The organism is Marinomonas sp. 15G6-16 (assembly GCF_055809555.1).
This window is the reverse complement of the sequence record NZ_CM147916.1, coordinates 2070845-2089653: the sequence shown is the minus strand read 5'-3', so window position 1 is coordinate 2089653 and position 18809 is coordinate 2070845. Positions and strand designations below refer to the sequence as shown.

Annotated in this window: 17 protein-coding genes; 2 read left to right on the top strand and 15 right to left on the bottom strand. The window is 42.4% G+C overall.

What is annotated here, in order from left to right; all coding sequences use genetic code 11:
- Positions 1 to 45: 45 nt before the first annotated feature.
- The 6 genes from AC0L46_RS10050 to AC0L46_RS10025 all read right to left on the bottom strand — a co-directional run bounded on the left by AC0L46_RS10050 (position 46) and on the right by AC0L46_RS10025 (position 8136).
- Positions 46 to 1353 carry a TRAP transporter large permease gene (locus AC0L46_RS10050; RefSeq protein ID WP_414681692.1) on the bottom strand — a complete coding sequence of 436 codons (1308 nt, stop codon included), beginning with the start codon at positions 1351 to 1353 and terminating at the stop codon, positions 46 to 48.
- Positions 1350 to 1898, bottom strand: a complete 549-nt coding sequence (locus AC0L46_RS10045) for a TRAP transporter small permease (protein ID WP_414681691.1) — start codon at positions 1896 to 1898, stop codon at positions 1350 to 1352. The genes AC0L46_RS10050 and AC0L46_RS10045 overlap by 4 nt, the downstream gene beginning before the upstream one ends.
- A gap of 129 nt (positions 1899 to 2027) precedes the next feature.
- On the bottom strand, positions 2028 to 3056 hold the full coding sequence (dctP, locus tag AC0L46_RS10040; protein ID WP_317005282.1) for a TRAP transporter substrate-binding protein DctP: 1029 nt from the start codon (positions 3054 to 3056) through the stop codon (positions 2028 to 2030).
- Between the two features lie 273 nt (positions 3057 to 3329).
- Entirely contained in the window at positions 3330 to 4274 is a 945-nt protein-coding gene (locus tag AC0L46_RS10035; RefSeq protein ID WP_473503298.1) for a GlxA family transcriptional regulator, read from the bottom strand.
- A 782-nt stretch (positions 4275 to 5056) separates the two neighbouring features.
- On the bottom strand, positions 5057 to 5776 hold the full coding sequence (locus AC0L46_RS10030) for a 1-acylglycerol-3-phosphate O-acyltransferase (protein WP_473503296.1): 720 nt from the start codon (positions 5774 to 5776) through the stop codon (positions 5057 to 5059).
- A 38-nt stretch (positions 5777 to 5814) separates the two neighbouring features.
- Positions 5815 to 8136: a putative bifunctional diguanylate cyclase/phosphodiesterase gene (locus AC0L46_RS10025; protein ID WP_473503294.1), complete on the bottom strand. Its 2322-nt coding sequence runs from the start codon at positions 8134 to 8136 to the stop codon at positions 5815 to 5817.
- Positions 8137 to 8324: 188 nt separating this feature from the next.
- Between AC0L46_RS10025 and AC0L46_RS10020 the strand changes: the two genes are divergently transcribed.
- Positions 8325 to 9401 (top strand): carbohydrate kinase, encoded by a 1077-nt coding sequence (locus AC0L46_RS10020; protein WP_473503292.1) that lies wholly within the window; start codon positions 8325 to 8327, stop codon positions 9399 to 9401.
- Entirely contained in the window at positions 9398 to 10303 is a 906-nt protein-coding gene (locus tag AC0L46_RS10015) for a pseudouridine-5'-phosphate glycosidase (protein ID WP_317005287.1), read from the top strand. The genes AC0L46_RS10020 and AC0L46_RS10015 overlap by 4 nt, the downstream gene beginning before the upstream one ends.
- 48 nt (positions 10304 to 10351) lie before the next feature.
- On the opposite strand, the gene rlmF is transcribed toward AC0L46_RS10015, so the two are convergent.
- From rlmF to AC0L46_RS09970, 9 genes are all read right to left on the bottom strand, one after another.
- The gene (gene rlmF, locus AC0L46_RS10010) at positions 10352 to 11332 is read right to left on the bottom strand and encodes a 23S rRNA (adenine(1618)-N(6))-methyltransferase RlmF (protein ID WP_473507129.1); all 981 of its coding nucleotides are present in this window, start codon (positions 11330 to 11332) and stop codon (positions 10352 to 10354) included.
- Between the two features lie 67 nt (positions 11333 to 11399).
- The gene (locus tag AC0L46_RS10005; RefSeq protein ID WP_473503290.1) at positions 11400 to 11750 is read right to left on the bottom strand and encodes a DUF6164 family protein; all 351 of its coding nucleotides are present in this window, start codon (positions 11748 to 11750) and stop codon (positions 11400 to 11402) included.
- Positions 11751 to 11834: 84 nt separating this feature from the next.
- Complete coding sequence (locus AC0L46_RS10000) at positions 11835 to 13388, bottom strand: EAL domain-containing protein (RefSeq protein WP_473503288.1); 1554 nt, start codon at positions 13386 to 13388, stop codon at positions 11835 to 11837.
- Between the two features lie 153 nt (positions 13389 to 13541).
- Entirely contained in the window at positions 13542 to 14093 is a 552-nt protein-coding gene (locus AC0L46_RS09995; protein ID WP_473503286.1) for a DUF3833 domain-containing protein, read from the bottom strand.
- 20 nt (positions 14094 to 14113) lie between these two features.
- The gene (locus AC0L46_RS09990) at positions 14114 to 14839 is read right to left on the bottom strand and encodes a hypothetical protein (RefSeq protein WP_473503284.1); all 726 of its coding nucleotides are present in this window, start codon (positions 14837 to 14839) and stop codon (positions 14114 to 14116) included.
- A gap of 27 nt (positions 14840 to 14866) precedes the next feature.
- A complete protein-coding gene (locus AC0L46_RS09985; protein ID WP_473503282.1) occupies positions 14867 to 15376 on the bottom strand; it encodes a DUF2878 domain-containing protein in 510 nt (169 codons plus the stop codon).
- A 37-nt stretch (positions 15377 to 15413) separates the two neighbouring features.
- On the bottom strand, positions 15414 to 16676 hold the full coding sequence (locus AC0L46_RS09980) for a class I SAM-dependent methyltransferase (protein ID WP_473503280.1): 1263 nt from the start codon (positions 16674 to 16676) through the stop codon (positions 15414 to 15416).
- Between the two features lie 44 nt (positions 16677 to 16720).
- Complete coding sequence (locus tag AC0L46_RS09975) at positions 16721 to 17509, bottom strand: DUF1365 domain-containing protein (RefSeq protein WP_473503278.1); 789 nt, start codon at positions 17507 to 17509, stop codon at positions 16721 to 16723.
- A complete protein-coding gene (locus AC0L46_RS09970; protein WP_473503276.1) occupies positions 17503 to 18753 on the bottom strand; it encodes an NAD(P)/FAD-dependent oxidoreductase in 1251 nt (416 codons plus the stop codon). The genes AC0L46_RS09975 and AC0L46_RS09970 overlap by 7 nt, the downstream gene beginning before the upstream one ends.
- Between the last annotated feature and the right edge of the window lie 56 nt (positions 18754 to 18809).

Sequence of the window (18809 nt, the reverse complement as noted above, 5' to 3'; positions counted from 1 at the left end):
AATCTAACTCCAACAGTCTAATAAATTTTTCTGCACACTTTCAGATCACTCCAGTCCTAAAATTAAGCGTGGTAACGCCATCGAAAGATCCGGTAAGAAAGTGGTTAAAAGAACAACAGGTAGATACGCAAACAACACAAACACTAAGGTAGGCTTCAAGATTCCACCAAGCTTAACGCCCCCGACCATCGCAGCAAAATACAATATTGGCGCTGTCGGAGGAGTGATAAGCCCCATCCCCAAATTCACAGCAACAATTGCGCCAAAATGGATAGGATCCACTCCCAGTTTTAACATGATCGGCAACAACATCGGAGACACCAACAAAATACCACTTACGTCGTCCATGAACATGCCAATCACGACCAAAAATAGGTTGATCATCAACAGAAGTAAGATCTTATTTTCCGTCACAGCAAGAAATGATCCCATCATATCTTGCGGCACATTTTCCATCGTAAACAAGCGCGCCAACATAGAAGCAAAGAAGATAAGCACCATCAGCACACCACTGGTTTGCGCTGACTTCCAAACGATGTCGTAGAAAGATTTCCAGTTCAGGTCACGGTAGATCAGGAAACCGACAGGAATGGCGTAAACCACCGCAATCGCGGCCGCTTCCGTTGGTGTTGTAACACCGCCGTAGATACAGCCCAAAATAATCAAAGGCATCGCCAAACCAAACGCTGCACGCTTTGCTTTCACACTGGCGATTTTTGCTGCATCGACAAAGCCCACAGGCTCAGGTGCTTTGATTGGCATATTGCGCGTAAGTACTCTATTCCAAAACATAAACAACATGATCAGTAAGAAGCCCGGCAAAATAGGCGCTAAGAAAAGCGCTGTAATTGACGTATTCGTTACCCAACCAAAAATAATCATACTTGCACTTGGTGGAATCAGCAGCGCCAATACTGAGGAACATGCAACCAAGCTAACAGCATAGTTTCGATCGTAACCTCTCTCAACAAGGCGAGGAATCATAATGCCACCAATGGCTGCAACGGCAGAACTCGCCATACCAGAAATTGCGCCGAAAACCGCCGTCGCGATAATAACCACAACTCCCATACCGCCACGGAATCGCCCAGCAACACTTTCGGCAAAATCCACCAAGCGACCGGCAATTCCACCGTGACTCATTAGGCCACCGGCCAAGATATATAAAGGAATAGCAAGTAAGACGATGGAAGACAGCTTAGAATAACCTGCCGACACCAAAAACATAGGTGTGCCAAATTCACCCAACACAATTAACAACAAAGCGGCAGCCGCAAAACAAATAGGAACAGGGACGCCAATAACGAGCAGAGTCACCAACAGCAAACCATCTAAAATCACGTCATAACTCATAAGGTTTCTCTCTTACTGCTGACTTTTTTATACTGAAAAATTTGAAACAAACGTTCGAGGAAATCGATAAAAAAATACATGGTCATGAGCAACAGACCAAGGAAGATCGCACTGTGAACCCACCCCATATGAAGGCCAAGATCCACAGACACAGTCCCTCGTCTGAATGTCCATGAGAGGTAGTACCAACTCCAGCTAATCATCCAAGCACTGACAGAGACACTGATTAAACTTGCCAACATGCTAATCAGCATTTGCCCCAGCCCTTCTGGTAGAAAAACATCTACGAGGCTCGCGGAAATATGCTCTTTCTGATGAGCGCCATAAGCAGCACCAATAAAGTAAGACCAAACAGCAAGGTAAATCGCCACTTCCTCAATGCCATACAAAGGAACATCAAAGAAGTAACGCATGATGACTTGTATAAACACCAACAGAGTGACGCCCATACTGGTCACAAATAGAGTCCAGCGTTGCAGTTGAAGCTTAAAACGCCACAACGCGCACCCTACAGAAAGAATTGATTTAAAGAGAGACGACAACATAAACGGCTTCCAAGAAGAAACAAACTGACAGATACCAATAAGAAAAAAGAAAAGCGACCTGATTTACAGTCGCTTAGAACGCTGCATGACTAGAGTCTGTCTAGCCATACAGGTATTCGCTTCTTGTTACTAATCTAAAGAAAGCTCTTTCTTCAGTTTAGCCATTGCTTCAGGCCCAATCTCATCTGCGATTTCTGGCCATACTTCTTTACGTGTAATATCAGCGAACTCGGCTAACTCATCTTTCGTGAATGTCACTACTTCAACACCGGCATCACGCAAGTCTTGCAAGCTTTGCTCTTCTGCTGCTTGCACAGCATCAAAACGCTCTAAGCTCACTTCTTGAGCCACTTCTAAAATGGCATCTTGGTCTTTCTCGTCAATACCTTCAAAACGTTGCATGTTCATTACCAACCAAAGTGGCTCGTAGTGATCGTTGTATTGCACCCACATTTTCGTGATGTCTTTAAAGCCTTCAACGTGCTGAGTCGCTGTACCACCAATCATGCCGTCAACAACACCTGTTGATTGAGCAACATACAATTCAGACCAAGGCACTGGAGAAGTGTTAAAACCAAAACGTTCCATCAAAGCGCGGTGAGTTGTGCCACCTGGCCAAATACGGATTTTGGTGTTTTGACGTGCGTTTGGGTCACGAGGGTGAGGCAATTTTTTAACAAAACCAGCTCCGCCCATTCCAGCACCGTAAACACTCAATAATTTCAGATCTTGTTTTGCGATCGCATCGCCAACGATGTCGTAAACATAACCGCCTTTCGAGTAGGCTGTACGAGCACTGTCATAATCCTCAACCGCATACGGGAACCAAGCAAGCGCTAATGTTTTATCGAATTTAGTAGAAAGAGACTGAAGACCTATATCAACAGCACCTTGCATCAATTGTTCGTGAACTTCTGTCCAGTCACCCAATTGGCTTGCAGGGTAGACATTAATTTTTACGCGTCCTTCCGTTGCGTCTTCTACACGTTCAGCAAAATCCAGTGCAAACAAATGTCCATCAGAATTAGGTTGAACCTGCGTTGACAAACGCAAAGTCGTTGCAGCAGAAACCGTCATAGCTCCACCCAACATAGAAAGTGAAAGTCCTAGTACCGCTCCTTTCAATAGCAGCCTACGCTTAAAATTAATTAGTTTCATGTGATTCTCCGGTTTTCATCAATGTGTTGTGTATCTAAAAATCTACAGTAGATAAAAACGGTAAAATTGTATTTTTAATATTTAAAATTACTATTTTTGAATTAATATAAAAAACACAAAAAACCAAAAGAAAGGAATAAATAATAAATTGAGAAAACATATCTATTAACGCCAAAAAAAACTAAAAGCGACACTAAAAATATATTTAAAATATAAAAAAGGCAGATATTTTCACCTGCCTTTTTAAATATGACTGAGTAAATTTAAGAGCAACTACATTGTGCTATGAGCGTGTTGATGTTGATGTTGATGTTGATGTTGATGTTGATGTTGATGTTGATGGAAGCCTGTCAAGCTCACTCCTTCTCGTCGAACAATCTTTGGCGACACTGAAAAAGACGACTTAAAGACTTTGTTGAAATGCGCACTGTCGTAGTAGCCACACTCAAGAGCAATGTCTGTGATTTTCTGCTGAGTGTTCACTAGCAACCAATAAGCACGCTCTAAACGCAACTTACGCCAAACAAAAGACGGCGTCATACCCATATTAGACATAAATAAACCATCCAGCTGTGACGGGCTGGTATCTAACTGCTCAGCCAACTCTTTCATTGACATGGGAACACTTAAATTATTTTCCATAAATTCAATCACTTGATTGATGTCTATATTGTATTTAGCTTCGCACTCAGCACTGCTTATGCCAGCATTCTTCCGTGTCTCCATCCGTTGTCTAGTCTGCTCTGGCAAATCATCAAAGTACTGGCGCATCAAAGTTGAAGCAAGATTTAATACGTCATCACCAGGACATGTCACTAACTGGCTGTCGACCACGAAAGGTTCGTAAGAAACGGTTTCGATTTCAGGATAAATCGAACGAAACTTCAGTTCACACAAAGCATCCACAGCACATTTTCTGCCATCCAATAAGTTATGGCTGGCCAAAACGTGACGACCAGACGCAATGCCAACCAAAGGGATTTTAGCTTGATGTGCTTCAGTAATGAATTGAGCCGCTTTCTCGCCCAAATCTCCAGTGGAAGGCGTTGTTCCGCCAATGATCACAATACAGTCGTAATCGTCTGGGCGTTCAAAATCATTTCTAGGAAGTAAATCGATATGACAAGAGGAACGAATAGGTTTATTTTTTTCGCCTAAAACACTCCAACTAAAATCGTTCGTCTTTTTTCCTATTCCATCATTATTTATTTGATTCAATACATTTATAAAATCTGAAAAATATTTAAAAATAAAGTTTTCACATAATATAAATGCGACGGACACTTTTAAATCTTTCTGATGATTTTTTTTACACCCTGATGGGAATAATTCATCACAATTCATAAAACGACCCTTTTATCTGAAATATTTTAAATACGAAAGTAGAAATCTGAAATAAATATAAATATTTATGAGGAAAGTAAAAAATAACAAACCATTCGAATATTTTTAATAAACTAGCAAGTTAATGTGAACTCAATATAAAAAATACGTAAAAAATTGTGATCTAGATGTAAACAGACTTTCACATGTAGAAAAAGAGGATATGTGGTCAGAAAAGAAAGATGGTGAAGCTTGAACTTTGAGAAGTGCTTAGCGAAATTCATGAAAAATTGACCGGCAAGCAGTCAATTTAAAGAAGTATATAATGAAATGTGCACCAAAGATAGGCAGCACCTATTTTTCTATTTAAAACAGAGAGCTCAACTACAATATTGACGATGATGAAGTTTCTCGAGCTTTTTCTCAATAGAATCATAGCAAGGTGACATAAAAATGAATGCCTGCTCATTAGCCCTTCAAAAAAGACTCGACATGACAGTAAAGGGAAAAACACATAAACGGCGTATCGCACAAGAAGGTTGCATGCCACGCACAATATTGGCCACAGAGAGGAAACCGTACAATAGATAAGATTATAGATTAGATTTAGAGAGAAGAAGAACTCTGATTCCGCGTCAGCCCTCTCTATAGAGAGTCACTTAGATGAACCTATTATGTCAAGATTGTGTCAACTCAGAGTCTAGCCTAGCCTTAGTTTCATGCATTTTCTGCTCGCAGGCTTTCATCAAATGAACCACATCTGTCTCGTGCAAGCCGGTTGTGTCAATTGGATCGAGCATTTCTACGATGACTTTTCCATTATTCAAACGATTCAAATGCACTTGCTCATGCGTATTACTACAGACGATAGGTACAATCGGTACACCAGCTTGAACAGCGGCATGAAAGGCGCCTCTCTTAAAAGGCAACCAACCTCTTCCTCGACTTCGCGTTCCTTCAGGAAACATCCAAATCGACAAGGTATCTTTTTTCATTTTTGTCACCACTTGGTCTATCGTGGCGATGGCTTTTTTGCGGTTGTCTCGATTAATCAGTATGTTGCCGCTCACCCAATATAAAGCGCCGAAAAAAGGAATCCAAAGTAAGCTACTTTTCCCCACTGTCACCACGCCTTTTGGTAGCACCTTCGCTAAAGTGAATAGATCAAAATTATTCTGATGATTAGCAACATACACAGCTTGTGGACTATGACTTGCAGAAGGCGCCACACGCCCTTCCACCGACAAACCGAATAACGGCGCCACCTTAGCGAACACACGTCCGATATGGTACACGCGGTTATTCGAGCCTAATGTGAACAAACAAAAAACGATGCCACAAAGGGTAACCACAACAATGAGCAAGAACAGCAACAAGATTCGTAAAACAAACAACATAGTAAAGTGGACCTAAAAACTGCGGAGTATAAACTCAGTTAAGCTTTATGGAAGCTCTCACGCCATTCGAAAAACTCGTCAGCAACCAAAGGCTTAGAGAAAAAATAGCCCTGTATTTTATCACATTCATGCTGTTTCAAAAGCTCAACACCAGCAAGGTTTTCTGCGCCTTCGGCCGTAACAGTGAATCCCAGTGCGTGAGACAAATTAATCGACGCTTTGGCAATAAACTCATCACATTTGTTGCTTTCTATATATTGGATAAATGCTCGGTCTATTTTGACTTCATTAACCGGTAATTCACGTAGATAAGCCAAAGAAGACTGCCCTGTACCGAAGTCATCAATGGCTAAATGAATCCCCATATCTTGCAAAGCTTGCAAGACACTAATCACTTTCTCACGATCTTTCATTACCGCACTTTCTGTCACTTCGAGCGCTAACGCACGTTTCGGTAAATTGTTATCAATGAGCGCCTGTTCAATCATCTGAGGCAAAGACTCATTCACCAAATCATGGGCAGACAAGTTTACCGCTACACGGATTTCATGGCCTTGCTCCCACCATTGGCTAAGTTGGTACAAGACTCGGTTAATCATCCAGCGAGTTAACTCTTGAATGCTGCCTGCATGTTCTAACAAGGCAATAAACTCATCCGGTGGAAGAAAGCCTAATTCTGGGTGAATCCAACGAATCAAAGCCTCGGCTTCCTGACAATCATTTTTCTCTACACCCACTTTGGGTTGGTACACCACAAATAATTGATTACTTGCCAGAGCAACAGGAAGATCTCGAATAATAGTTAACTGACGTTGATGGTTTTCATCTTGCCCTTGCTCATAGAAAACACACACTCCGCTTTCTTCGCGAGCTTTGTCTGAAACAATATCCAAACGTCTCATCGCGCTATTTACATTGTCTGTAGCGTGTTCAAAATGAAGAATGGCAAGACTGACATCAAGGCGCATACAAGACCTTGCACCAAAGCACACTTCTGTTTCGAACTCTCTAACAAAAAGCCCATTCAGCTCAAGGCAATCTTGCTCAGAAACATTTTGTTGCAGTATCAATAAGAACTTATCGCCGCCCAATCTGGCCAACATTTCTATGTCTTTATCCCACTCTTTCAAGCGCTCTGCGACTTTGGACAAAAGCAGGTTGCCCACATCAATACCAAGCATGTTATTGATGCTCTTGAAGTGACGAATATTCACTAACAGCAAGCTGCCTTGTTTTTTGGGCAAAATATCCGCCAAGTGACGTTCAACAGCATTTTGGTTATACAAGCCGGTTAGCGCGTCATGAGAGGCGCGGAAAGACAATTCTTCTTCTCGATTCTTGATTGAGCTTTGCATAGTTTCCATCGTATTCGACAGAACACTAAACTCTCCGCTTAAACTTGGTGCTTGAACCTTCTCTTTGCCCAAACCAATCTGTTGAGCGTATTCGACTAATCGATTGATTGGTAAGGTCATATTTCGAGCAAAAGCCGCCCCTAACAACAAAGCCAACGCCAACGCAGCTGAGAAGATCAAAAGTAATTGATTACGCGTGCTGTTATAGCTTGCTAACCAAGGGCCATAAGGCAAATGGATAATTCCCCATTGGTTCGGTAGCCCTAAATCGATTCCCAAAGACAGGTATTCATCGTTATTAGAGAAAACAGGTGTTTCGATCGCCGCTTCAAGACCGGCAATGTTTTTGATGTCTGTTAAGAAGTTGGCTTTTTTATCGTCTGAAAGCGTCGAGCCACCAGAGAAAGTGTGCGTATTGACTGTCTCATAGACAAAACTGATGTCTAAGCCTGCAACATTTTTGATTTGCTCTGCTAAAGCTTGATCCAAAAGAAATGCCATACCAACCCAAGCCACCACATTTGGCGCTCTAACTGGTACCAGCACAAACTGATAACCACGATCGCCAAAAGCAATCATAGTACTGATAGAAGAACCGCCCGTTCTACGAGCCGCTAACACCAGCTCAGAAATTTTATCATTCTGCTCAAGAGTCTGAGTGGCCGTAATGATGTCGCCGCTGGGAGAAACCAACAAAGAAATATCGGCATTAATTCGTGCGCCGTGATTCTGTAAAACAGATTGGATTGTGCCTGTTTCTCTGGTGGCAACGGCTTGCTTAAAAGCAAAGTCTGACGCCAAAATCTCGACACCTTGGGTTAACTGCTCAGCACGAGACTCTAAAAAGAGATCGAAGATATTTTTCGATACATCAATGGCATGCACACCTTGAGCGTAATTGTCTTTTTTTAATGATGACAAAACAGCCAGTGCAGTTCCTAGTTGAACCAACGCCAATAACACCAAAAGAAACACGATCAATCGCGCTTGAAAGCTTTTTAGCACCTTAAAACCTCTTTAATGGTTAACCCTAAAAGACCTTAACAAATAGACAGTTGGGCTTAAACAAAAACAATACGTGACTTTTAAGAATAGTCGATCTTATAACATTTTATGCAACATTCACGTTAAAGTGCTTGCCTAATTGAAAATATTAACATAAGTTAAATTTTTAAACTTTTGTTAATACCATTATGAAAGATCAAACTTATCGTGTGTATGAAGCCATCAAACTCGATCCATTAGCCTCTCAACAGGCTCTGGCAGACCGACTTGATATGAGCCGAGAATCGGTTGCAGGACACATTATGCAACTGACTCGACAGGGATATATATTAGGCAAAGGCTATTTATTGTCTGAGCAGAACACCTACATAGTGATTGGTGGTGCGAACGTGGACATTGGCGGACACAGCACATCTTTGCTCATACAAGGTGACTCAAACCCTGGCAATATTTCACAAAGCCCCGGTGGCGTTGGCCGTAATATCGCCGAAAACCTTGCCCGACTTGGGGAAAATGTTCACTTAATTTCACCCATTGGTTTGGATCAACGAGGTGATTGGCTAATAGAGAAAACACGTCTAAGTGGTGTGAATACGCACAATGTTCTTCGTCACGACACCTTACCAACAGGCACATACCTTTCCATCAGTAATGAAAACGGTGAGTTACAAGCCGCCATTGCTGATATGCGCATTATCGATACATTAGACGAAGCAAAACTGGACTCGAAACAAGCTCTATTGAAAAGCGCTTATCGAATTATTGTCGACGCCAACTTGCCTGAAAACCTCATTAATTGGTTATCCAAACAGCCTTTATCAGCCGAGTTTGTCGCCGATGCCGTTTCTACAGCAAAAGCACCTAGGCTAGGCTCTATTCTCTCGCGACTCGCTTTATTAAAAGTGAACCAAGACGAAGCCAGAGCCATTCTTGATGTAGATGAAACAAGCCCTGAAAAGCTCGCACAAGCATTGTTAGAAAAAGGCGTTCGAGAAGTTCTCCTAAGCTTAGGCAGCCAAGGCGTTCTTTACGCCAGTGCCAAACAACAGATCAAACAGGCTTGCCACCCAAGTCAACCAAGCAGCGACACAGGAGCTGGTGATGCTTTGCTCGCTGGATATTTAAGTGCATGCCAGCAAAATAAAGGCGTAGAAGAAGCACTTTCTTTCGCATTGGCTTGCGCTGCGCTCACATTAGAAAGCCCCCACGCGAACAACCCAAACCTTACCGTTCAAAATGTAACCCAATGGATAGAAAACCTATGAATCAGTACCTAGATATCAACCCAGATGTTGCGGCAGCCATTGCTGCTGGAAAACCAGTTGTCGCTTTAGAAAGCACTATTATTTCCCATGGTATGCCTTGGCCACAAAATGCGGAAACAGCAAAAAAAGTAGAGCAAATTATTCGTGATAACGGAGCGGTTCCAGCAACCATCGCGATTATTGATGGTCGTCTTAAAGCAGGCTTGAGTAATGACGAAATTGACACTTTAGCGAAAGCGGGCTTGTCTGTTACTAAATGCTCTCGTCGTGATTTGCCTTTTGTTGTGGCACAAAAACAACATGGTGCAACCACAGTTGCGGCAACCATGATTATTGCCGCAATGGCTGGTATTAAAGTGTTTGCAACAGGCGGAATTGGTGGCGTTCACCGTGGCGCACAGCAAACCTTTGATATTTCTGCTGATTTACAAGAGCTGGCAAAAACGGATGTCGCTGTTGTTTGTGCTGGTGCAAAATCTATTCTAGACCTTGCCTTAACTCGTGAATATTTAGAAACGCAAGGTGTGCCTGTATTGGGTTACAAGACTGATACTCTGCCTGCTTTTTATACTCGTGAGAGTGATCAAACCGTGGATTACAACTTGTCTTCTGCCAACGAAATTGCAGACTTTATTAAGGCGAAATGGGAAATGGAATTACACGGTGGCGCTATTATCGCTAACCCAATTCCTGAAGAGTTTGCTATGGACAAAGCAGCGATTGATTCAGCGATCAATCAGGCTTTAGCTGAAATGGAAGAGCAAGGTGTGGCGGGTAAAGAATCGACTCCTTTCTTGCTAGCACGCGTTGCTGAGCTAACAGGTGGGGACAGCTTAGCCAGTAATATTCAGTTGGTATTTAATAATGCTCGACTAGCAGCCGCAATTGCAGCCGCACTTTAGTCTTTCATAAAGCATTCAACTCGGAAGCTTTTCAACCTGAAAAGCTTCTTAGCTTTGCCAATAGTTGTCTTTCCAATAGTCGATTTGATCATTCTCTAGAAAACTCCACGCGACAAATCGACTGATTTTCTGACCTTGAGCCATTTCGATGGTTTTCACCTGCCGAGCGCCAGCTTGCTTTAATGTGCGATAAATCGCCTCAAGATTTCCCTGACGTGCAACTAAGGAAGTAAACCAAAAGCAGCGATCACCGTATTGAACACTTTCTTTTACCATACGAGTGATAAAACCCGCTTCTCCGCCATCGCACCACAATTCCGGTGCAGTACCACCAAAATTCAAAGTTGGCTTTTTCTCGTTCGTTTTGCCTTTCACACCGCGCCATTTGCGCTGAGATTCATCAAGCATAGCAGATTCACTGGTATGAAAAGGCGGATTGCACAAGGTCAAATCAAAACGTTCTTTCTCTTTCCAAATGCCGCCAAACAAATGCTTTGGTTGTGATTGCAAACGAGTCGAAATCACACCTTTTAGGCAAGCGTTTGATTTAATAATGGTGTCACACGTCGCTACAGCAACAGGATTCACGTCCGAGCCAACAAACTGCCAGCCATATTCTTGATGGCCGATAATCGGATAAACGCAGTTTGCACCGACACCAATATCCAATACCTTCACGCCTTTTCCGCGAGGAATCACGCCATCGTTACTGGTTGCTAGTAAATCGGCCAAATAATGAATGTAATCAGCGCGACCAGGAATAGGAGGACAAAGATAGCCAGGAGGAATGTCCCAAAAAGAAACACCATAAAAGTGGTTAAGCAAGGCTCGATTAAGTGTTTTCACCGCTTCTGGATTGGCAAAATCAACCGATTCATTTCCGTATTGATTGAGCTGAATAAAGCGAGACAGTTCTGGGCAAGAATCCGCTAAAAGCGCAAAGTCATAACGCGCACGATGCGGATTACGAGGGTGAAGCTCTAATTTGTTCGTCCGTTTACTTTTCGTATTCTTACTTTTTAACACCACAGTCATGCCATTTATTGAAGCTAGAAATCGAGTATAACCGAATTATCTGGCACGGACTAAATAAGCCTCAAAGCCAGAGTAAAAAAGGCGTGATAGAAACACCAAGAATAAGTGCAACCGCAAACAGGGTGAAAAGAGCTTCCACAGGGTTTTGGCGAGCATGTTGTAAATAACCTAATATCCATTGCCCAAAGGACGGCGACACCATGTCTTTCGCTCGTTCTATTTGATCCTCTCTGATTAGCTCTCTGGCTCTTAAGGCTTGCTCTTTGTCTTTCACCCACAATCCAGCCATAGAAACTTGCCAGCGACCTGCACTGGTTTCATAAAAAGGAATATCATGGTCGGTTAGCAATTGACGAATGTCGTCCGCTTCTTCATCGGGTACATATTTGAGTCGAAAAACCAGTGTCGCCATGGAGTGAAACCTTGAAAATCAAACAGAAGCGCTAAAGGGTAAGAGAAGCCTACCAAGAATACAATCTTGCATTGCTCTTGCGCTCTACTTCTGTGTTTTTTCTTTAAGCCACTGGATTATTTGGTCGCCGGGTAAAGGCACACTGAAGAAATAACCTTGAACACTGTCTACACCCAGTTCCGTGATGGCATCCAATTGCTCTTGCTCTTCAATGCCTTCTGCCACCACTCTCATATTCAATTCTCTAGCGAGTTTCGTGACTGACGTGAGTATCTGACGGGTAAATTGGTCGTCTTGGAAACTGGAGACAAACACTCTATCCAGTTTAAGAACGTCATAAGGAAAGCGTCGCAAGAAGTCTAAGCCGGAATACCCTGTACCAAAGTCGTCCACTGACAGCTCAATACCTAACGCTTTGATACGCTCAAATTGGCTAACCATAATAGGCAGCTCACTCATATTCAATGCGCTGGTTTCCGTAACTTCTAACCCAAGTCGCCCTTTTAATTCTGGATACTCAGCAAGAATTCGTTGCAGGTTCGGTATAAAGGATTCCTTAAGCAAACTATGGCGATCAACATTCACAGCAATAGAAACATCTGCCAGTGTCGCTGAGTTTTCACGATAAAAACGCCCGACTTTACGAATAACCATCCAAGTAAGGTTATCAATCACACCTAATCTGTCGGCCATTTCAATAATAGTTAAAGGTGACACTTGTCCATGATAAGGGGATTTCCAACGGATAAGAGCTTCCATATCACGGGCTTTTTGATCATTAAGGGAAATAATTGGCTGAAAATACACATCCATTGCTTCTTCTTTGATCGCTTTCTTTAAACTGTGCGACAGGGAATAGCGGTAATACAAAATGGTCCAATAGATTGCGCAACAACTCGCAAAAAGCAGAAACCATAAAACTGCGAATAATGGCATTGATTGACAAAAGTAGTCCCAATACAAGTAAGACGGTAACGAAACCACCAAAGACATTGTCCACTGATCTAATGCCACTGTTCTTTGACTTAACACACTGAAATCGGGATTCGCTTCTTGTGACGAAAAAATGCGTTTACCAACTGTTAAGCTATAAGGATATTGGCTTGAAAGTAAGTGCTCTAACTCTACGACAAGGCTTTTTGGCGGCGCGAGTCCATTTACGCCTATGCCATTTTCGCCTTGGTAAAAGGCAAAAAATGTTTGATGTCCCAAAGTATTGGACTGAACTAAGGAGACGGTAATGCCATCTTTACTCTCTTTTATTCGCTTTGAAATTGATGAGTATATGGTGAAGGTTTGAGGGCCAAAATTACTGCAATAAACGCGGTAATCTTCGTTAAACAAGCCATATTCTTTGAACATGGGAGAGTAAAAGCTTTTTTCGATTAAGTTCCTGACATCTGCTTTTTCACAAGACAAGGTGGCGTTTTGTGCAACGCCTTTTAACTCGACCAGAATAGTGTTCATTTTGTCGGTTAATATCGATTCAGCAGCGAGCGTTTTTTCCTCTAAATCTTTTAAAAGATATAAATACAAGCCAACACTGAAAATAACGAAACTGAGCAGTAGGGAAATAAATGCGGAGAAAGAAACAACTCTTATTTTAGAGGGCATTGGGGATTTAATGTTTTGATACATAACGCAACTGCTCCCCTTCTATACGTCATTAAAAAGCTAAAAAGCCATAATCGAGGAAGTTAATTAATGTATCTTCTCTAAGCCCTCCACTCATATTAAAGGGGAATTACCTGCAAAAGGCAATTCCCCTGAAAAAAGCAGCACAATAAGAACTTAGTTTTTTACTTTTTGAATCACGATCGATAAATAACCCACTTCAAAACCAAATTTTGTCATCACAGATTCATTCATAACAACGCCGTCTTTCACCATGTACATTCGGTCATCGACTCTCACTTCCAACGTGTCGCCTTTGTAAGGTACTTGCAGAATATAATCCATAAACAAAGCGTTTCCAGAGATTTGCACTTCACCAAAGCCTGTTACATCGTTTGCAGTGGCTATGTATTGTCCGTTCTCATCTGGAGTCATAGTCCAAGTTCGATTTTGGATTTCGCCATCATCAAACAAAAACTCTTCCGCAAGTGTCCCTACACCATTTTCCCAACGGCCTTCTAACGTTGCATTGAAATAGCGGATTACTTCGCCACTACGATTTTTCAGAATGCCATGGGCGGTTAATGAGCCAGAAAAGAATTCTTCTAGCTCGAATTTAGGCTCATTGTTCGCATATAAAGAAACATCTGGAGCGGAACATGCCGACAACATAAATAAGCAGATCACAGCCAGTATTTTAGTTTTAATTGGTTGCCAAAGATTACGCATAATATTTCCTTTGAATCACATCATTTTAAATAACGATATTGAATGTCGACGCTTTCATATTTGCCTTCTGAGTTGGCAATATTTCCTCGTCCAGTAAAACGCAATAGTGTTTTTTCTGTGGCATCATAAGCCACCACAATGGGATCTACGGCCAATTTCACAAACCAAGAAATAGGCGACAATGAAAAGCACACTGCGCCTTCTTTTGTGCCACTTACACATGAAGAACGACTCAAACGGAACTGGAACGTCGTCTGTTTACTAGGCACCAAAAAATCCACATCCAGTTCTTTTCCATCCATCAACACCGTCCAATATTGCTGGATAAAACCATTAAAGCCCGCATCCACAACCATGCCAGCGGTTAACTCTAATTGCTTCGTCTTTTGCTTCGCGGATGCATCTTCTTTGTAGTTTACAATGAGCTTGCTGCCTTCCTGAGCAACATTAATCGCTTCACCATTACGTTCGTTTAATTGGCTAAAACTTGGCGTCACAAAAGACTTGGAAAGATCGATGGTTTTGCGGCCGAAAACACTGCCGTCTGGTTCTGAATATTCCACTTTATGAAGTGTGTCTTCGATTTCAAAGTAGGACTCTCGATACAATAAATCCCCTGTTTTTAAACTGAAAGCACTGCCAACAATATGAGGATCAGCTGCTTGAGCCATGTTGTTAAGGCCAAACACGGCGCAAATAAGAGCAACGGGAAGAGCAAGGTTTCTTTTTAACTCTGTCGATATCACAGCAGACACTCCTTTTCAGCAAACCTATTATGAGTCGTTAAACAAACGCCATTTTTCGCTGAGCCAAAACCCCAGTGGCAAAACGATCGACCAAATCCCAGCCACAACACACAAAGAAAGCCATAATGGATCTGCCAGTGTAATGCCTGCTAATTTAGCGCCAGCAAAATAACTCATGGTTGGTCCGATTAAACCGAGAACCGAACTCAATAAATATCGAGATCTCAAAAACGCCAAGCTATGAGCGAATAAACTGGCGGTACAAACCCAGAGGCATAATAACCAGATAGGCGGCACAGCAACGGAACTAACTAAATCGTTGTTAAAAAAAACGCCAAGTCGAAACAAGGCGCCATCCACAATAAAACCTAACCCGACAAACACGCCCAATAAACGCCATTCTCGACGAGTATTCATGAAATAACGGTCATGCAAGAACAAGTACAAAAGCGTTGCAGGCAAAGCCCAAAGGCTACCGCCGAGCAAACACACAAACCAGATAATCTGAAACAAAGCAGCATTTAGAAAACGTTTCATAGGATTCGCTACCTGTCTTTTCATCTGCACAAAGGCATTATTCGATCGTCAAACGATGCTCTGGTTTGGCAAATACAAACTGCCCAGTACTGATTGCTCGCTCTTTAAAGCCACCTTCACAGTAAGCGAGATAGAAATCCCACATGCGACAGAAGACATCGTCAAAACCCATGTCCATCACATGATGACGCGCTTCATGGAAACGTGTGCGCCAGTCCGCCAGAGTTTTCGCGTAATGCTCTGTGATATCTTCTAGCCCCACGATTTGCATGTCTGTTTTAGAGGCAATTTTGTGGGCAATAACTTGGTTAGACGGAAGGCAACCACCAGGGAATATATAGCGTTGAATGAAGTCAACTGAACGACGCGCGTAATCATAACGCTGGTCGGCAATGGTGATCGCTTGAATCACCATCACGCCATGAGGTTTCAATAACTCACTGCATTTTGAAAAGTAACTGTCGTAGTATTCGTGTCCAACTGCTTCGATCATTTCGATCGAAACCAGCTTGTCATACTGACCTTCCAAATCGCGATAATCTTCAAGCAGCAAGTTGATTTTATCTTGCAAGCCTTCGGCTTCTACTCGCTCTTTAGCGAACTCATATTGCTCTTTGGAAATGGTTGTTGTGGTGACTTTACAGCCATAATGTTTCGCGGCATGAATGGCCATACCACCCCAACCCGTTCCAATTTCTAACAGGTGATCTGCTTCTGTAAGCTGTAATTTCTGGCAAATACGATCTAATTTATGTACCGCGGCTTCTTCTAAAGGCGCGTCTTTTTGAGGATAAATCGCAGAGGAATACATCATGGTTGGGTCAAGAAAGAGGGAGAAAAAATCGTTGCCCAAATCATAGTGAGCAGAAATGTTATCTTTTGAACCTTTCTTAGTATTGGCATTCATTCGATGTACGATTTTGGCACCGATACGACTCCAAATAGGACGTTTCGCATCCATTTTGTTAATCAGATTTAAATTCGCCACCATCAAACGAATAACCGCAACCACATCAGGAGAGGTCCACCCGCCTTTCATGTAGGCTTCGCCCGCACCAATACTGCTATTTAAAAAGACATCTCGATAAGTATTAATGTCGTGAACATGAATGTGTGCGATGTGTTGCGCACTGTCTTTGTCCTCACCAAAGAAATAAGTACTGCCGTTTTCTTCTAGGATTAAATGACCAACCTCTAGTCGCTCTAACATGGAAAAAACCATTTTCCGAGCAAGTCTATCGAACCATGTCGTTGTGTGGTTTTTTCTCACTTTCTGATTATCCATACTTACGGAGTTCATACTTTTTCATCTCCTCAATGAGTTAACTGGTTTCTGGCCAACAATTAATGACTAGGGTGTGAGTGAAAAGGCACTTTTTTCGCCCATAATTTAAGTGCTTGCCAATAGATGCCAAATGCCACCTTCATCGTCATCACAGGATAACTAAAGATCACTTTAGCCATAGAAGAAGACGTCATTGGCGTACGCGCCAAAGATAATGTGGCATCAAACACACATTGTTCACCAAGTAATTCTTTATTCTGCATGTGTACGGCAATTTTCTTCGCCGGATAATTGCTGCGCCAATCATAAAAATGATCCATCGGGTGGAACGGCGACACATGCATTTCCTTATTAAATTGAATACGTTGAGTAGACTGGTTTGGATCACATTTCAAAACGTAGGCAATTTTTTCGCCCCAAGGCGTATTCGTCACTTCCAATAACATCGCTTGTAATTGCTCAGTTTCATCGAAGCAGTAATAAATGGTGATGGGATTAATAATGAAACCAAAATAGCGGCAGTTGGTTAACATTCGCACAGGGCCAGAAAGGTTTAAATCTAGTCTCTGGTTTACTTCGTTTAAGACTGAATTCTTGATCGACACAGCCTCACCGCCAAAATAATCGTTGCGTTTGAAACGAGCGAGCGACCAAGATTTCACTGACCACCAAGGGCTTAATGCCAAAGCAGAATCCAGCTCGTCTAAATCAAAGTACATCATAAAAACACGATATTTAAAGGCGTGTGATCGAGGCGAAAAACGACGATGACGCACAGAGCCTTGGTAAATCGCACTGTGTTTTATCTCTTTCTGCTCATGCATGATTTCTGTGGGCTGACTCACCATGTCACACCCAATCCATTCGCCACACGAACGCCACTCCAACAACCATCTTCGTGGAAGCCGTTACGCCAATAAGCGCCACAAAACCATGTTTTATTGACGCCATTGATGTCAGACCAACGATCCTGTGCCTCGATGCCTTCCAGAGTAAAAGTAGGATGCGCGTATTTGAAACTGCCAAGAATCTTATCTGGCGCGATCATATCGGTTTGATTCAAGGTAACAACATAAGTTGTATCGCTTGAAAAGTGCTGCAAGATATTCATGTTATAACTGAGTGTAGCAGGCTTACCTTGATCTGTTCCAAGATGATAATTCCAGCTAGACCAAGCCAATTTCGCCTTTGGCAAAACACTCGTATCTGTGTGCAGCACCACATCGTTGTTACGGTAGGGAATCGCCGACAAGATGTCTTTTTCCTCTTGGCTTGGATCTGCTAACAAGGCCAACGCTTCATCGCTGTGGCAAGCAAACACCACTTGATCAAATACTTCTTCAGAGCCATCTTCTAGTTGAATCACCACATTATCGGCCAAGCGTGTCACTTGCTTTATTTGGACACCTAGACGGATTTTGTCATGAAAGCTCTTAACCAGAGGCTCTAAATACGCAGAGGAACCACCTTCAATAACTCGCCATTGAGGACGATCATTCACGCTCAATAAACCATGGTTTTTGAAGAAACGAACGAAGAACACCAAAGGAAACTCCATCATTTCATCCAAAGTAGACGACCAAATGGCGCTGCCCATTGGAATCAAATAATGGCTAGCAAAACGCTCTCCATAACCTTTCGCTTTAAGATATTCACCTAGCGTCACACCTTCTCGAAGATCGCCGCTTTCTAAATCCTGAATCGCTTCCTTGTTAAAACGAAGTATGTCTTTCAGCATGCCAAGGAAAGGAAAGTTAAAGAGGTTTCGGCGCTGAGCAAACAAGGTATTTAGGTTATTTCCGCCATATTCCAGTCCGGTACGCTGGCAACTGACGCTGAAGCTCATTTCTGTCGCTCGAGACGAAACGCCAATTTCATCCATCAAACGAATGAAGTTAGGGTAAGTCCAATCATTAAAAACAATAAAACCCGTATCAATTCCTCTGGTGCGACCTTCCTCTTGTACTTCTACAGTTGCGGTGTGGCCGCCAATTCGTTGCGCAGACTCAAACACAGTCACATCATGTTCGCGCTGCAAAAGATACGCGCTGGTTAATCCTGAAATCCCTGACCCTATAATGGCTACTTTCACTTACTTGTCTCCTTAAAAATCAGCACCTTTTGTACTAGGCACGATATTGTATTCTG

Bases quoted from the DNA above. Each gene is read 5' to 3' on its own strand.
- AC0L46_RS10050 (WP_414681692.1), bottom strand. From the start codon at position 1,353: ATGAGTTATGACGTGATTTTAGATGGTTTGCTGTTGGTGACTCTGCTC.
- AC0L46_RS10045 (WP_414681691.1), bottom strand. From the start codon at position 1,898: ATGTTGTCGTCTCTCTTTAAATCAATTCTTTCTGTAGGGTGCGCGTTG.
- dctP (WP_317005282.1), bottom strand. From the start codon at position 3,056: ATGAAACTAATTAATTTTAAGCGTAGGCTGCTATTGAAAGGAGCGGTA.
- AC0L46_RS10030 (WP_473503296.1), bottom strand. From the start codon at position 5,776: ATGTTGTTTGTTTTACGAATCTTGTTGCTGTTCTTGCTCATTGTTGTG.
- AC0L46_RS10020 (WP_473503292.1), top strand. From the start codon at position 8,325: ATGAAAGATCAAACTTATCGTGTGTATGAAGCCATCAAACTCGATCCA.
- AC0L46_RS10015 (WP_317005287.1), top strand. From the start codon at position 9,398: ATGAATCAGTACCTAGATATCAACCCAGATGTTGCGGCAGCCATTGCT.
- AC0L46_RS10005 (WP_473503290.1), bottom strand. From the start codon at position 11,750: ATGGCGACACTGGTTTTTCGACTCAAATATGTACCCGATGAAGAAGCG.
- AC0L46_RS10000 (WP_473503288.1), bottom strand. From the start codon at position 13,388: ATGTATCAAAACATTAAATCCCCAATGCCCTCTAAAATAAGAGTTGTT.
- AC0L46_RS09995 (WP_473503286.1), bottom strand. From the start codon at position 14,093: ATGCGTAATCTTTGGCAACCAATTAAAACTAAAATACTGGCTGTGATC.
- AC0L46_RS09985 (WP_473503282.1), bottom strand. From the start codon at position 15,376: ATGAAACGTTTTCTAAATGCTGCTTTGTTTCAGATTATCTGGTTTGTG.
- AC0L46_RS09980 (WP_473503280.1), bottom strand. From the start codon at position 16,676: ATGAACTCCGTAAGTATGGATAATCAGAAAGTGAGAAAAAACCACACA.
- AC0L46_RS09975 (WP_473503278.1), bottom strand. From the start codon at position 17,509: ATGGTGAGTCAGCCCACAGAAATCATGCATGAGCAGAAAGAGATAAAA.